The organism is Flavobacterium sp. P3_A6 (assembly GCF_056403035.1).
In genome coordinates this window covers 153219-168204 of sequence record NZ_JBFUGG010000009.1, presented here as the reverse complement: position 1 = coordinate 168204, position 14986 = coordinate 153219, and the positions used below count along the sequence as shown (strand labels likewise).

The 14986-nt window shown below is 34.8% G+C and carries 15 protein-coding genes; 11 read left to right on the top strand and 4 right to left on the bottom strand.

Annotated features, from left to right (window positions below):
* The first annotated feature begins 56 nt into the window (after window positions 1-56).
* The 5 genes from AC1DVP_RS11405 to AC1DVP_RS11385 all read left to right on the top strand — a co-directional run bounded on the left by AC1DVP_RS11405 (window position 57) and on the right by AC1DVP_RS11385 (window position 3923).
* A complete protein-coding gene (locus tag AC1DVP_RS11405) occupies window positions 57-1220 on the top strand; it encodes a sigma-54-dependent transcriptional regulator (protein WP_477183596.1) in 1164 nt (387 codons plus the stop codon).
* Between the two features lie 88 nt (window positions 1221-1308).
* Window positions 1309-2028, top strand: a complete 720-nt coding sequence (locus tag AC1DVP_RS11400) for a DEAD/DEAH box helicase (RefSeq protein WP_477183595.1) — start codon at window positions 1309-1311, stop codon at window positions 2026-2028.
* 88 nt (window positions 2029-2116) lie between these two features.
* Window positions 2117-2635 (top strand): N-acetyltransferase family protein, encoded by a 519-nt coding sequence (locus AC1DVP_RS11395; RefSeq protein WP_477183594.1) that lies wholly within the window; start codon window positions 2117-2119, stop codon window positions 2633-2635.
* A 171-nt stretch (window positions 2636-2806) separates the two neighbouring features.
* A complete protein-coding gene (locus AC1DVP_RS11390) occupies window positions 2807-3025 on the top strand; it encodes a putative signal transducing protein (RefSeq protein WP_477183593.1) in 219 nt (72 codons plus the stop codon).
* 85 nt (window positions 3026-3110) lie between these two features.
* The gene (locus AC1DVP_RS11385; RefSeq protein WP_477183592.1) at window positions 3111-3923 is read left to right on the top strand and encodes a Cof-type HAD-IIB family hydrolase; all 813 of its coding nucleotides are present in this window, start codon (window positions 3111-3113) and stop codon (window positions 3921-3923) included.
* Window positions 3924-3999: 76 nt separating this feature from the next.
* On the opposite strand, the gene AC1DVP_RS11380 is transcribed toward AC1DVP_RS11385, so the two are convergent.
* Window positions 4000-4521: a hypothetical protein gene (locus tag AC1DVP_RS11380; protein ID WP_477183591.1), complete on the bottom strand. Its 522-nt coding sequence runs from the start codon at window positions 4519-4521 to the stop codon at window positions 4000-4002.
* A gap of 492 nt (window positions 4522-5013) precedes the next feature.
* Here AC1DVP_RS11380 and mtaB point away from each other — a divergent pair, with 492 nt between their 5' ends.
* On the top strand, window positions 5014-6342 hold the full coding sequence (gene mtaB / locus AC1DVP_RS11375; protein ID WP_477183590.1) for a tRNA (N(6)-L-threonylcarbamoyladenosine(37)-C(2))-methylthiotransferase MtaB: 1329 nt from the start codon (window positions 5014-5016) through the stop codon (window positions 6340-6342).
* Between the two features lie 130 nt (window positions 6343-6472).
* On the opposite strand, the gene AC1DVP_RS11370 is transcribed toward mtaB, so the two are convergent.
* Window positions 6473-7189 (bottom strand): 3-ketoacyl-ACP reductase, encoded by a 717-nt coding sequence (locus AC1DVP_RS11370; RefSeq protein WP_477183589.1) that lies wholly within the window; start codon window positions 7187-7189, stop codon window positions 6473-6475.
* A 10-nt stretch (window positions 7190-7199) separates the two neighbouring features.
* Window positions 7200-8036, bottom strand: a complete 837-nt coding sequence (locus tag AC1DVP_RS11365; RefSeq protein WP_477183588.1) for a DUF6929 family protein — start codon at window positions 8034-8036, stop codon at window positions 7200-7202.
* On the opposite strand from AC1DVP_RS11365, the gene AC1DVP_RS11360 reads away from it, so the two are divergent.
* From AC1DVP_RS11360 to AC1DVP_RS11350, 3 genes are all read left to right on the top strand, one after another.
* Window positions 8035-8220 carry a hypothetical protein gene (locus tag AC1DVP_RS11360; RefSeq protein WP_477183587.1) on the top strand — a complete coding sequence of 62 codons (186 nt, stop codon included), beginning with the start codon at window positions 8035-8037 and terminating at the stop codon, window positions 8218-8220. The two genes, AC1DVP_RS11365 and AC1DVP_RS11360, sit on opposite strands and share 2 nt — an antisense overlap.
* A gap of 222 nt (window positions 8221-8442) precedes the next feature.
* Window positions 8443-9912, top strand: a complete 1470-nt coding sequence (locus tag AC1DVP_RS11355) for a PhoX family protein (RefSeq protein ID WP_477183586.1) — start codon at window positions 8443-8445, stop codon at window positions 9910-9912.
* 90 nt (window positions 9913-10002) lie between these two features.
* On the top strand, window positions 10003-11766 hold the full coding sequence (locus AC1DVP_RS11350; protein ID WP_477183585.1) for a cytochrome c peroxidase: 1764 nt from the start codon (window positions 10003-10005) through the stop codon (window positions 11764-11766).
* Between the two features lie 77 nt (window positions 11767-11843).
* Here the strand turns inward: AC1DVP_RS11350 and AC1DVP_RS11345 are convergent, their stop codons facing one another.
* Entirely contained in the window at window positions 11844-12395 is a 552-nt protein-coding gene (locus AC1DVP_RS11345; RefSeq protein WP_477183584.1) for a hypothetical protein, read from the bottom strand.
* 216 nt (window positions 12396-12611) lie between these two features.
* Here AC1DVP_RS11345 and AC1DVP_RS11340 point away from each other — a divergent pair, with 216 nt between their 5' ends.
* Together AC1DVP_RS11340 and AC1DVP_RS11335 are read left to right on the top strand one after the other, a co-directional pair.
* Window positions 12612-13994, top strand: a complete 1383-nt coding sequence (locus AC1DVP_RS11340; RefSeq protein WP_477183583.1) for an MATE family efflux transporter — start codon at window positions 12612-12614, stop codon at window positions 13992-13994.
* Window positions 13995-14063: 69 nt separating this feature from the next.
* Window positions 14064-14972 (top strand): prohibitin family protein, encoded by a 909-nt coding sequence (locus AC1DVP_RS11335; protein WP_477183582.1) that lies wholly within the window; start codon window positions 14064-14066, stop codon window positions 14970-14972.
* Window positions 14973-14986 lie beyond the last annotated feature (14 nt).

Here is a 14986-nt window from a genome sequence, read left to right as displayed (position 1 = left end):
TAAAAAAAAACTTAGAATCTTAGTAACTTAGATTCTCAGACTCTTAAAATAAAAATATGAGCAAAATTCTAATTATTGAAGACGAAGAAGCGATTAGGAGAGTATTGGCTAAAATACTTTGCGAAGAAAATGAATCCTATGAAGTCGATGTAGCAGAAGATGGTGTTATTGGATTTGAAAAAATTAAAGAAAACGACTATGATTTGGTTTTATGTGACATAAAAATGCCAAAAATGGATGGCGTAGAATTACTTGAAGCCGTAAAAAAGATTGATACTGAAATTCCTATTGTAATGATTTCCGGTCACGGTGATATGGAAACTGCGATTAATACGATGCGCCTGGGAGCTTTTGATTATATTTCAAAACCACCTGATTTAAATCGGCTGCTGAATACGGTTCGAAATGCATTGGACAGAAAAAAACTGGCAGTTGAGAATAAAATCCTAAAGAAAAAAGTTAGCAAAAAATACGAAATAATAGGAGATTGCGAACCTATCAATTTAGTAAAGATAATGATTGATAAAGTAGCTCCAACCGATGCGAGAGTTTTGATTACAGGTCCAAATGGAACTGGAAAAGAATTAGTAGCTCATCAATTGCATGACAAAAGTGAACGCTCTGCTGCTCCAATGGTTGAAGTGAATTGTGCAGCGATACCAAGTGAATTGATTGAAAGCGAATTGTTTGGTCATGTAAAAGGCGCTTTTACTTCGGCAGTGAAAGACCGTGCCGGGAAATTTGAAGCAGCAAATAAAGGAACGATTTTCTTAGACGAAATTGGCGATATGAGTTTGTCGGCTCAAGCCAAAGTCTTAAGAGCTTTGCAGGAAGGAATAATTACAAGAGTAGGTGCAGATAATGATATAAAAGTAGATGTTAGAGTGATTGCCGCTACTAATAAAGATTTAAAAAAAGAAATTGCTGAAGGTCGTTTTAGAGAGGATTTATATCATCGTTTGGCAGTTATCCTGATTAGTGTTCCTTCTTTGAATGAGAGGAGAAGTGATATTCCAGCGCTGATAAGGCATTTTACGGTAAAAATAGCTAATGAGCATGGGAATGCTGTTAAACATTTTTCGGAACGGGCAATCAGCTTACTGCAGGAATACGATTGGACAGGAAATATTAGAGAATTACGAAATGTGGTAGAGCGCTTGATTATTCTTGGAGGAAATGAAATTTCCGAGAGTGACGTGAAGGCTTTTGCAAGCAAATAAAAGAAATTTAATGATTTAAAAATGGTATGATTTAAAGATTTGACAATTGTTAATCTTTTAATTATTTTAATTTTTTCAATAATAAAAAATGAAACTAAAGAAAATAAATCAAGTATTGCAGGAAGCCTTAATTGATAGCGGGTTAACTGAAGCTAATGAAATGCAAAAAGAAACTTTTTCGACTATAAAAAGCGGAGCTGATGCAATTGTTGTTTCTCCAAAAGGTTCAGGAAAATCAACAACTATTGTGATGAATGTCATTCAGCAATTGGTTTGTGAAGGCGAAGAATCACCACGAGCCTTAATTATTGTTGAAGACAAAACCAAGGTTCTTGAAATGGAAGAACTTTTCGAAAAATTTGGAAAATTCACCAACTTGAGAGTGTATGGCGTTCATGACAAAGGGGATATGGATTATGATAAAAATTATATTTCGACGGGCATTGATGTGCTTATTGGAACTCCAAATAAATTAAGTGACATGTTTTCTACGGCAGGGTATAATGTAAACCGATTGAGAATGTTTATTCTTGATGATGCCGACCCGATTTTGAAACTGCGCCATGAAACAAAAATTATGCGGATCTCAAATAGTATTGCCAAAACGCAGCGCATTATTTTTACCGACCAATTTACTGAACGGATTGAAATCTTGGCAGAAAAAATGTTGCTGGAGCCTTATATTTTTGATTTTGACGAAGAATATGATGAAGATGAAGAGGATTTAGATGAGGAAGAATCTGTAAATCCTGATGTAGATGATTTTGAAGAAGAAGACGAGGAAATTGATGATAATGAGGAAGAATAGTTTTTCGAAATAGAATAAGAGAGTATTAATTAGCTAGAAAACAAAATACGAAGTCAGCAACAGCTTTTGAGCAAGAATATTTTAAAAAATGACAAATATTGAAATCAGAAAAGTAACGCTAAACGATATTGACCTGCTGCAGAAAATTGGCAGAAAAACTTTTCAGGACACATTTTCAGAATCAAATTCCGAAGAGAATATGAAAAGCTATTTAGAAGAGGGGTTTTCTAACGAAAAGCTCACTGCGGAACTTAATGACGTAAATTCTGAATTTTATTTTGCTACAGCTGATAATGAAGTAATAGCATATTTAAAACTCAATTTTGGAGACTCACAAACCGAATTAAAGGATAACAAATCTCTTGAAATTGAGCGAATCTATGTTTCAAAAGAATTTCATGGGAAAAGTGTTGGACAATTGCTTTATGATAAAGCAATTCAAATAGCAAAAGAGAAAAATTCAGAATATGTTTGGCTTGGTGTTTGGGAAGAAAATATCAGGGCGATAAGCTTTTATAAGAAGAATGGTTTCGTTGAGTTTGATAAACACATTTTTAAGTTAGGAGATGATGAACAGACAGATATAATGATGAAACTCAAATTGTAGTTAGCCAAATTTAACTTTTTTAGGTATAATTTAATATTGGTTTTGTTAAAGCTTAAATTTAGACAACCCCTTTTTTAAATCTCTTGAAGAGTGGGAACGATAAACAGGATTTAATTCGCTTTTTAGTTTAAAGATTTGATATAGTAATAATTTTAAAAAAAATAAAACATCATGGGATTAATGAAAGTATTTTCGGGAAGTGAAATTTTGGCATTGGCTTTGCAGGAAAAAATAGAGGCTGCAGGAGTGGAAACTACAGTTAAAAATAATATTCAATCGGCTAGAATGTCAGGTTTTCCAAATTCGGACTCAGCTGTTGAGGTGTTTATTCAAGAAACTGATTTTGCAAAAGCAAATCCGATTATTGAAGAATTTAGGTTGAGTATCTAGTTAAATTAAATTGATTTTAATTTTTTTGAAAAACCTTGAAACTTATTCCAGTATCAAGGTTTTTTTATAATATAATAATTTTATAATGAAAGAAGTACAATACAAAATGATTGTTTTAGATATGGATGACACGTTGCTAACAGACGATCACATCATATCTGAAGAGAATAAAGAAATGATTTTTAAAGCCCAAGAAATGGGAATTTATGTGGTTTTGGCTTCAGGGAGACCAACTTCGGCGATGACGGCTTATGCCAAAGAATTGAAAATGGATTATTATAATTCTTATATGATTTCCTTTAATGGTTCTACGATTACTGACTTGAAAGAGGATAAAGTGCTTTTTGAGCACGCCTTGACCAAAGAGCAGATTCATTCTCTGTATGATTTTAGCCAGCAGAATAATACTCATATTATTACTTATTTGGGCGAACAAATTATCAGCGAAAGACATTCGGAATATATCGATATTGAAAGTACTATTACAGGTTTAGAACTTTTAATTGTTCCAAGTTTTAAAGATGCGGTAACGACTTCGGCTGTAAAATGTTTATTACTGGAAGAGCCAAGCTATCTCAAAAGCGTGGAAACTGTATTGAAAGATGCCATGCCGGATTTGAGTGTGTGCATGTCGAAACCCTTTTTTCTGGAAGCGGCACCAAATGGAATTGACAAAGGAGCTGCGATTCAGGTTTTGGCCGAAAAACTCAACATTCATCAAAGTGAAATCATTGCCGTTGGAAATGCAGGAAATGATTTAACAATGATACAATATGCAGGATTGGGTGTTTGGGTTGATAATGTTGATGCTGAATTAAGAGAATTTGGCGATGTTATTGTGGCTTCCAATAATGATCATGGTGTCGCGGAAGTTATCAAGCGATATGTTTTGAATTAAAAATATTAAAAAATACTGTCCATAAAAAATCCGTCTCATTTTTGAATGAGACGGATTTTTTGTGAAATTGAAAATACTATTTCTTCGCAACCGAAATAAAATAATTATTTCCGTCACCCATTGTCAGTTTTACCCTTTCGTCACAAACATCGATTACGAATTTGTCATTGTTGTAACATGTACAGGTCGTTTTTTTGTCTTTTGACATTTCATTATCACATTTTCCTGTTTTATAACCGGCTAATTGCGGCGTGTAAAAAGAAACCAAATCAGTCGATGCGGTAACCAATGAAATAATGCTTGCGGAGTTGTCATTGGCAATTCTGTAAACGATTCTATCTGTATAGTTGATGTTGTCAACAGAAACTTTTCTGATATAAGTATAGGCTGTTGAAGCTGTTTCAACTGATTTTTCTTCAAATTTAAAACCAAGGCTTCTGATGTCTAGGTTGAATTTTTCCTGTGAATTATAGCTAGCCCAAGCTGTCAGAGTACTGATCGTCGGAAATGGGTTTTTAGTTGCTATTGTTGGTGCATTTTGAGCTTGTGAGCAAAGTGTAATTAATAGTAGGGAGATTGTGAGGCAGAATGATTTCATTTTTTTATTTTAATTTATTGTTGACCTACTCTTTATGGTTTTCGGCGATCCCATTTATTGTATTTAAAAGATTTATGTTTCTCAAAGTGTATTTTTTCTAAAATCAAAACAGCACCGACAAAAATCGAATATAGTAAACAGATAAAATCATGTAATATTTTACTCTCTCTGAATTATTTTAAAAAATAACTTAGATTTTCAATTTTCGAAATAAGCAGTGGCTTTATTTAGTATGCGTTAAACTCAGTGCTACTGTATTGTTTTTGGAAATGTGAAATTAATATTTAAATGAATATGAACAAAGCCCTGAAGGGAAAAATAAAGGTTTTGATGTGTAAGTTCTGTAAGTTTAAATAATGAAAAGATAAAATTACATTTAACGACTCAAAAACAGCTAAATATAAATAATCATCAGCTTTATAGTGTAGATTTTTGTTCGTAAATTTGCGCACTTAAATTTTTTGACAACGATTTCATTAATTTAAGCTAATTATGGAGAATAGAAAAAAAGTAGCTTTTTACACGCTTGGGTGCAAACTGAATTTTTCGGAAACATCTACAATTGCACGTAATTTGGAAGATGAAGGTTTTGACCGAGTTGATTTTGAGGAAGTAGCCGATATGTACGTAATCAATACCTGTTCGGTTACGGAGAATGCCGATAAGCAATTCAAACAAGTGGTGCGCAAGGCGATGAAATTAAACGATAAGGCTTTTGTTGCTGCGGTAGGCTGTTATGCACAATTAAAACCCGAGGAATTGGCTAATGTTGATGGAGTGGATCTTGTTCTTGGAGCTACTGAGAAATTCAAACTTGCCGATTATATCAATGATTTATCGAAGAATGATTTTGGCGAGGTGCATTCCTGTGAAATAGCCGAAGCTGATTTCTATGTAGGCAGTTATTCTATCGGGGATAGAACCCGAGCTTTCCTGAAAGTGCAGGACGGCTGCGATTATAAATGTACCTATTGTACAATTCCTTTGGCTCGTGGTATTTCCCGAAGCGATGAATTAGAAAATGTCTTGAAAAATGCCTACGAAATTTCGAAACAAAATATCAAAGAAATTGTCCTGACAGGAGTTAATATTGGAGACTACGGAAAAGGGGAATTCGGGAATAAAAAGCACGAACATACTTTTTTGGAATTAGTTCAGGCTTTGGACAAAGTGGAAGGCATTGAAAGACTGCGCATTTCTTCGATTGAACCTAATTTGCTGAAGAATGAAACGATAGAATTTGTGTCGAAAAGCAGAACGTTTGTACCGCATTTCCATATTCCGTTGCAATCGGGAAGCAATGCTATTTTGAAATTGATGAAACGCCGTTATCTGCGGGAAGTCTATACGGAACGAGTGAATACCATTCGTGAAGTCATGCCGCACGCTTGTATAGGTGTGGATGTGATTGTTGGATTTCCTGGAGAGACCGATGAGCATTTCTTGGAAACCTATCATTTTCTGAATGAAATGGATATTTCGTATCTGCATGTTTTTACCTATTCGGAGCGAGATAATACGGAAGCAGCTTCAATGGAAGGTGTTGTTCCTGCGAATGTTCGCGCCAAACGAAGCAAAATGCTAAGAGGTTTATCTGTTAAAAAGCGCCGTGCTTTTTATGAAAGCCAATTGGGAAGCAACAGAACCGTGCTTTTTGAAAGTGAAAATAAAGAAGGATATATTCACGGCTTTACAGAGAATTACGTAAAAGTAAAAACGCCTTGGAATCCAGAATTGGTAAACACTTTACACGAAATCAATTTGACAAGAATTGATGAGGATGGCAGTGTGAGAATGGAATTTTTGAATGTTGAGGTTTAAAATATAAAGAACAAATTAGTAGTACAGATAGAAACATTTTAAAATTTAGAATGTTTTTTGAACCATTAAGAGATTAAGAAAATTAAGAGCAAAATCTTAATGAAACTTAATCTCTTAGTGGTTTTGTTTTTTAAGGATTTGTTGACCAAATACTGCTGTTCTTGATAAAAACGCGTCGGTTTAATTTAAGTTGGGCTATGATTAATTCAGCCATATCTTCAGACTGCATTACTTTTTCAGGATTACCATCTGTAAGGTTCAGCTCTTTTGCCATATCGGTTGCAACAGTACTTGGAGTTAAAGCTGTAACACGGATATTGTGTTTGCGGACTTCCTGCATCAAAGAATCAGTTAGTCCCAAAACTGCAAACTTAGAAGCACTGTATGCGCTGGTTAATGCATTTCCGTTTAATCCGGCTGTTGATGAAATATTGATAATATCACCAGTTTGCCTTTCAATCATATTTGGCAAAACGGCTCGGGTTACATAATATGTTCCCATTAAATTAACCTGAATGATGCGTTCCCAATCGGTTGGCTCTAATTCTAAAAAATTACCGAAAGCAGCAATTCCAGCGTTATTGATTAAAATGTCAATGGTTTTAAATTCGGATAAAGCTTTTTCTACAGCGGTGTTTACTGAGTTGATATCGGCTACATCAGCTGTTATTGCTAGAGCTTTCACCCTTAATGAGCGTGCTTTTGCAGCCACATTTTCGATTTCATCTTGTGTTCGTGCCAATAAAATTACATTTACGCCTTCTTTGGCCAAAGCAATAGCTATGGCTTTTCCAATTCCTTTTCCTGCACCTGTAATTAGGGCATTTTTATTTTTTAAGTCACTCATTATTTAGTTTTTAATGGTTTTTATTTAATGCTAATTTAAAAATATTGGTTTCCAATAGTTCAGTGTCGTTATCTTCACAAAGAAGAAATTCGATGGTGTCGGCGGCGTTTTTATAAACGGTTAGTCCTTCAAATTTGTGGGTGTCACTGATTTTTTTGGTGAAATCTATTTTCATGGTTTTGGTGTCAATACAGCCGATGAAGCTTCCCAGAATTTCACCATCGTTATAAGTGGAATCGGTGTCTTCGGCGGTGGACAAAAAGTAAATTTTATTATCTAGTGCAACGGCATCGGTAAAACTGCTTCGGACTCCTTTTATTTTGGGTAGTTTATAGCTGTTGGAAAGTATGTTGAATTCGTTAACCAAGTTTTTGCCCTGAATGGTAAACATTACATTTTTTGCCGATTTCCCGTTGCCACGGTTGAATAAATACCATTCTTCTCCAGTGTAAATTGCTCCTTCGATGTTGAAATCTTCGGGTTTTATTTCTGCAAAGCTTTGCATTATGGAGTATAAATCTGTTAAATCATTGGTGTGTACTTCTTTTTCAGCCGTGTTGATTTCAACCATGTTATTCCTTTTTTTGGTTGAACCTGAGCCAAAAACATAGAGATTATCTCCAAAATGGGTAATAGCCTCAAAATCGGGTTTGTTACTTTTTATAATATTTGCCGTAGCGTTTTCTATGATTTCATGTTGTTGCAGCGTTTGGGTGGGAATTGTGTACTCGTACAGAAATCCGCTGTTGTCACCAATGATAAATAAGCTGTTGTCTTTGTAAATGAGTCCGGAGGCAGAACCTATTCCGATAATGTGAAAAAGAATTTCGAGTGTAAATTTTTCCATGAAAAGTTGTTTTGAAAATGAATGCCCTAGCCCAGATGGAAGTGAAAATCCTTTTGAAAAGAGCGGCTATTTTTTTTCTTGTACTGGCAGAGCGACCAGAGAAAGCTCCTGCAAGTGCTTAGAAAAAAAAGCAGTTCTTGAAAAAGATTGTAACGAACAGCTGGATTTAGCTCCCCAAAAATAGTCTTTTTTGGTGGGAAGGAAACCCGGAATTTTAATTTGAATTGAAATTAGTAAAGAGATGTTTTGTGGAATTATGTTTTATCAGATACTATGGGGAATTAGTGAGTAATTATTGGGTTTTTAGGAGTAATGTTTTGTTTTTGTTGAAGTTTTGTTAATACTGAGTTCATCTTTAGTTTAAAATATGGGGGTTTCTTTGTGATGAATTTAAACAAATAACCAAATGAAAAAAATTATTTTACCGATGCTTGCAGTAGTGTCATTACTATCATGCAACAATGATAAAAATGAAGAAGTAAATCCAATAAACAGTGTTGTTTTAGCTTCAAATCAATCTGTGACACCTGTTTTATTGAAAAAACAAGCTGGTTTTGAGAAACTGGAATTGTTTTCTCTTATAAGTTCTGACGATGTATTGCCAGAGAGTCCAAATTTCGTTTTAGGTGGTTCTGCTGACGGATCAGGATTATTGAAAAATGCGGACGGGACTTTTACTTTTTTAGTAAATAATGAAGATAATTTTGCCGTGTCAAGAATTACATTAGACAAAACATTTAAACCAGTAAAAGGGGAATATTTGTTGAATTCTAATGGAGGGTTCTCAAGGTTATGCGGTGCTACAATGGCAACTGTTGCAGAACATGGTTTTGGTCCCCTTTATTTAACCTGCGGAGAATCTAATGAAGAATCTCAAATCCAAGGTGTAGATCCATATGGAGATGTTAGTACCGCTTCTACTGTAAAAGCATTGCCAGCTTTTGGAAGATTAAGTGCGGAGAATGCTTTGCCATTAAGAAAAACGGCTTTTGCAGGAAAAACAGTAATTGTAATTGGAGATGATGATTCAGGTACTTATGGAGGTCAGGTATTTATGTATGTATCGAATACTATTGGTGATCTTACTAACGGTTCCTTGTACATGATGAAAAGAACGGATGATAACCAAAGAGAAAAAGATATGGTTACAGGGGGTACCTATAATGTTTCGTTTGTGAAAATCGAAAATCAAAAAGATTTAACAGGTGCCCAAATTAATGCATCAGTAAATACTTTGAAAGCCATAAAATTTGGACGAGTTGAAGATCTGGATTACAGAAAAGGAGGAGGAGCTGCAGATCGTGAAATCTACTTTAATGCGACAGGGTTACCTACTACAGGTAATAATGCGGATGCTTCAAGAACCAAATATGGCAGAGTTTATAAATTGAATTTAGATGCCGCAAATCCATTAACCGGAACATTACAGGTAATTCTTGATGGTGATGATCGTACTGGAATTGCTGGAAAATTTCAAAATCCGGATAATATTTGCGTGACTAAAAACTACGTGTATGTAGAGGAAGATGCAAATGGATATGGAGATGAAACTCATGATGCTTACATTTATCAATATAATATAGCTACTAAAGAATTAAAAGTGGTCGTAGAACTAGATCATCGTCGTACTGCTACTGATGCTGCAAAGTATAATGTAGTGTCATCTGCTGTACCAGATCCAAGTAAAAAAGGAGTTTGGGAGTATGGTGCTTTAATCGATGTTTCTGAACAATTGGGAATTGAGGATACTTTTATGTTAAGCGTTCAACCTCATTCTTGGACAGGCGATAAATATAAAGGGGTTGACGGTGGTACAAAACGCCCTACTGAAAATCAGGCTAGTCAAATTGTTTTAATTAAAGGGTTAGCTAGATAGTTTTTTTATTTTTTTCAGAAGTCCACGATTTCTTTTCTGGGAATCGTGGTTTCTGTTTTTTATAATTTTCTTAATAATTCATAACATAGCATGAAGAATTTTTTCCTTTTTTTAATTCTAATTACACTTTTCTCCTGTAATGAAAACGTCCCAAAGCATGAAAAAATAAATGATTTATTCAAATCAGATATTAAAACATTAGCTCAAAAAGTGTCTCGATTAGAAAAATTAATTCAAAATAACGCAGCATTACCACAAATTCAAACGCAATTTCTAGAAGCGCATCAAAGCTATAAACAAGTAGAAGCGATTAGTGCATATTATTTTCCGACAGTTTCTAAAGAAATTAATGGTCCTGCAATAGATGAATTTGAAGAAGATGAGGGGAAAACAGTTCCGCCTGAAGGATTTCAAGTAATTGAAGAATTTATTTTTCCGAAATATGACATGGAATCTAAAGCCAAACTTTTACAAGAAATGGGGATACTTTCTGCTAATTTAAAAAGGCTGGATTATCTTTCGCAAAGTAATCAATTAACAGATTCTTCTGTTTTTGATGCTATGCGTTTGCAGGTTTTTAGAATAATTACATTAGGAATTACGGGATTTGATTCTCCAATTGCACAAAATTCTTTGCCAGAAGCAATAACTTCATTGAAAACTATCGAAAAACAGCTTGTAATTTATGGAGAGAATGCTCAAAATTTAGCAGCTCTGAAAATACTAAAAGAAGGAAAGGATTATTTGAATAAAAATTTAAATTTTAATGAATTTGACCGAGCTTATTTTATCAAAAAGTATTTGAATCCTTTGAGTAAAGCAATTTATCAATCGCAATTGGTTTTGAAAATTCCTTTTTTTAAAGAAAGTCGGGGATTGAAAGTGACAGCTCAGACCTTATTTGATAAAAATGCTTTTGATGCTGAAGCTTTTTCGGGATTTCCGGATTATAAAACGACAAAAGGAAAAATTGAACTGGGCAAAATGCTGTTTAATGACCCCGTTTTATCGGGCAATAATTCCCGTTCCTGTGCCTCTTGCCATCATGCTGATAAAGCTTTTACAGATGGTTTGGAGAAAGCGGTTTCGCTGGATGGAACAATGATGGTGAAAAGAAATACTCCTACACTTTCCAATATCGCTTTTCAGCGCAGTTTTTTTTATGATTCGAGAGTAAGTTATCTCGAAGATCAGGCGGTTGCCGTAATAACAAATGAGAATGAAATGCACGGGTCTTTGGAGAAATCTGTTTCGGATTTAAAAAAGAGCAAAAAATATACTGCCTATTTTAAAAAAGCATTTCCAAACAAAGAAATCACTGCTTTTGCGATTAAAAATACTTTGGCATCCTACATTCGGTCTTTGAGCAATTATGATTCCAAATTTGATGGTTTTATGAGAGGTGAGGAAAAGTTCAATCTAGATGAAATAGCCGGTTTTAATTTATTTGCGGGCAAAGCCAAATGCGCCACCTGTCATTTTATTCCTTTGACAAGCGGTACCGTTCCTCCCAATTTTGACAGATCGGAAAGTGAAGTTTTGGGTGTTCCCGGAATAAACAAAAAATTAGATATTGATTTTGGCAAATATGATTTGACACATGCTGAAGTAAACCGCTATTCTTTTAAGACACCAACAATTCGTAACATTGTACTAACAGCGCCATATATGCACAACGGTGTTTACAAAACGTTGGAAGAAGTTGTGGATTTTTATGACTGCGGTGGAGGAAGCGGTTTAGGTTTCAATCTGCCTAATCAGACTTTGCCGATAGATAAATTAAAATTAACCCCTTTGGAGAAAAAACAATTGATAGCTTTTATGAAGACTTTGACAGATAAAAATCTGTATTAAAGTTTACACCGAATTAATTTTCAGGCATAAAAAAAATGCCATGGAATCCATGGCATTTTTTTAAGATTCTAATGTTTTTATAAATCAAAACCATAGGCCACACGAATGCCTACTTGACCAACGCCTTTCCCAGCACTTCCATTATTATTCCATCTTTCAAAGTCATTATAATGTTCATAGCGTAAGGAAATGTCAATGTATTTTGTGGCATAACCAATACTTGGAGCCAATAGCAATGAGGTTTTGTGATAATGAGAGTCAGTTACAAAAGCACCACCACCTTCGCCCATTATATAAAACTGATCATTCCAAATGAAAGCTTTAAAACCTATTTTTGCTGGAACAAACCCAAGATCATCTCCATCAGCTTTACTCACAAATAGACGGCTGTATCCAGTTGTTAAAGTTAATGAGTATCTTTTGGATAAATCATATTGTAATCTGGCATCGGCTCCTAATGCTAGTTTGTAAGGATCATGTACGGCATATCCGCCGGTGATACCGATTCCCAAACGAAATCCTTGGTCATAATTTTGCGTGCTTGATGATTCTTGTGCAGTGGAATAATTAGCGAATAGTATTGCGATTGCCGATACCATAACGATTTTGATTCTTTCTGTAACTTTCATGATTTTAATTTTTAGTTTGTAATAAAATATAATTAGGAACCCATGTAAAGGGTGCTTGACAAATGTATAGCTGATAACCTCCGGATGCATTACAGAATTATCTGGGATTCTTATATAATTTAAAGATTATGTGCGGTTAACTTTTTTTTATAATTGAAATAATATTGGCAGAATCAGGTTTGTTCTAATTACCTTTGCCGACTCAATAAATTTAAGATGAAGGTTAAACAGTACACCAAAGAATTTGCATATAATATTAAATTAGCTTATCCTGTTATTTTAGGGATGCTGGGACATACTTTGATAGGTATTGTGGATAATTATATGATAGGGAATTTGGGTTCGACTGAGTTAGCCGCCGTTTCCTTGGGTAATAGTTTTATTTTTCTGGCTATGGCTGTTGGGATTGGATTTTCTACGGCGATTACCCCTTTGGTGGCAGAAGCCGATGCTGAGAAAAATGATAAAAAAATCCGGACTACATTTCATCATGGCTTGTTGTTATGCACTGTTTTGGGAGTTTCACTGTTTATGCTGACAGTATTTTCTAAGCAATTGATGTATTTTATGGATCAGCCAAAGGCAGTAGTGTTATTAGCGGCTCCTTATATTGATTGGGTCGCTTTTTCTTTGATTCCTGTTGTGATGTATCAGGGTTATAAACAGTTTGCCGATGGGTTGTCTTTTACTAAATATTCGATGTATTCTATTATTTTGACCAATGTCGTGCATGTGTTTTTTAATTACGTATTGATTTACGGGTTTTGGATTTTTCCGAAACTGGGAGTTACAGGAGCCGCTTTGGGAACAGTGATTTCCAGAATTTTTATGGTAGCTTTTATGCATTATCTGATGATGCACAATCCAGTTATGAAAAAGTATTTTAAAAATTTCACCTTCAAAGAAATTAAACAATCCATAATCAAAAAAATTGTTGATCTTGGAATTCCTTCGGCTATGCAAATGCTGTTTGAGGTGACTTTGTTTACAGCGGCAATATGGCTTTCGGGGTCTTTGGGCAAAAATAGTCAGGCGGCCAATCAGATTGCGCTTATACTGGCTTCATCAACCTTTATGGTAGCCATGGGGCTGAGCGTTACTGCGATGATTAGGGTAGGATATTCAAGGGGAACGGCAGATTATAAAAATTTAATTATTGTGGCTCGTTCTATCTTTTTATTGGCAGTAATTACCGAGGCTTTTTTTGCATTAATCTTTGTCGTTTTTCATAATCTGCTGCCGCATTTATTTCTAAATATGCATGATCCGGCACAGGTTCTGGACAATAAGGAAATCATTATGATTACGTCAAAATTGTTACTGATAGCTGCAATTTTTCAAATTTCTGACGGAATACAGGTTGTTGTTTTGGGCGCTTTGAGAGGCCTGCAGGATGTAAAAGTCCCAATGTACATTACATTTGTGGCGTACTGGGTGATAGGTTTTCCTATTTCTTTTTATTTAGGAAAATATACTGACTTGAAAGCGGTTGGAGTTTGGATTGGTCTTTTGGCAGGCTTGACCTCGGCTGCAGTGTTCTTATATATCCGATTTGCCTATTTGACAAAAAAGCTGGTGATAGAACATGATGATAAATAATCTATTTGTAAGAATGTAACTTATAATTGGTTTTAGCGTATAATCAGAGTACCAATTAAAACTATAAAAATGATACTACTTATTATTCTTGGAATAATTTTACTGATTGTTGGGTTTGCATTAAGCCATAAAGTGAATGTGTTTTCTAAATTTGGTGGCTTATTAAGAGTTATTGGATTTGTCTTAATTGCTTTGGGAATTTTTTCTTCGATGTTTAAGCAAATTGATGCTGGGGAAGTAGGAGTGAAGTCTTTATATGGGAGTGTAGAATCTGATGTGCTGGAAAGCGGTCTGCATATCATAAATCCGCTTTTGGATATAACGGAATTTGATATTCAGACTCAAAATTACACAATGTCTGCGGTTCACGGCGAAGGTGCTCAGGAAGGAGACGATGCCATTCGTGTTTTGTCCAATGACGGACTGGAAGTGGTTATTGATTTGACTGTTTTGTATCGCGTTGTTCCTGGTGATGCTCCAAAGATTTTTAAGAATATTGGGGTGGATTATACCGATAAAATTGTGAGACCAATCACTAGAACCAGAATTAGGGACAATGCTGTTTTTTATGATGCTGTTGCTTTATATTCGACTAAAAGAAATGAATTTCAGGCACGAATTTTTAAAAGCATCGAATCTGATTTTAAAACCAGAGGTTTGGTTCTAGAACAATTGTTGATTCGAAATATTGATCTTCCGATTTCGGTCAAAAAATCGATAGAAAGTAAAATTAATGCCGAGCAAGATGCCCAAAAAATGACATTCGTGCTTCAAAAAGAAAAACAGGAAGCCGAACGCAAAAGAGTAGAAGCACAGGGTATTGCCGATTATCAAAGAATTATTTCTCTAGGATTGACGGATAAGCAACTGCAATACGAACAAATTAAAGCGCAAAAAGAGCTAGCCGCTTCACCAAATTCCAAAATTATTTTTATGAATGGAAGAGGAAGTGCCCCAGTTATTTTGTCGGATAAATAAAATTTTAAAAGTGT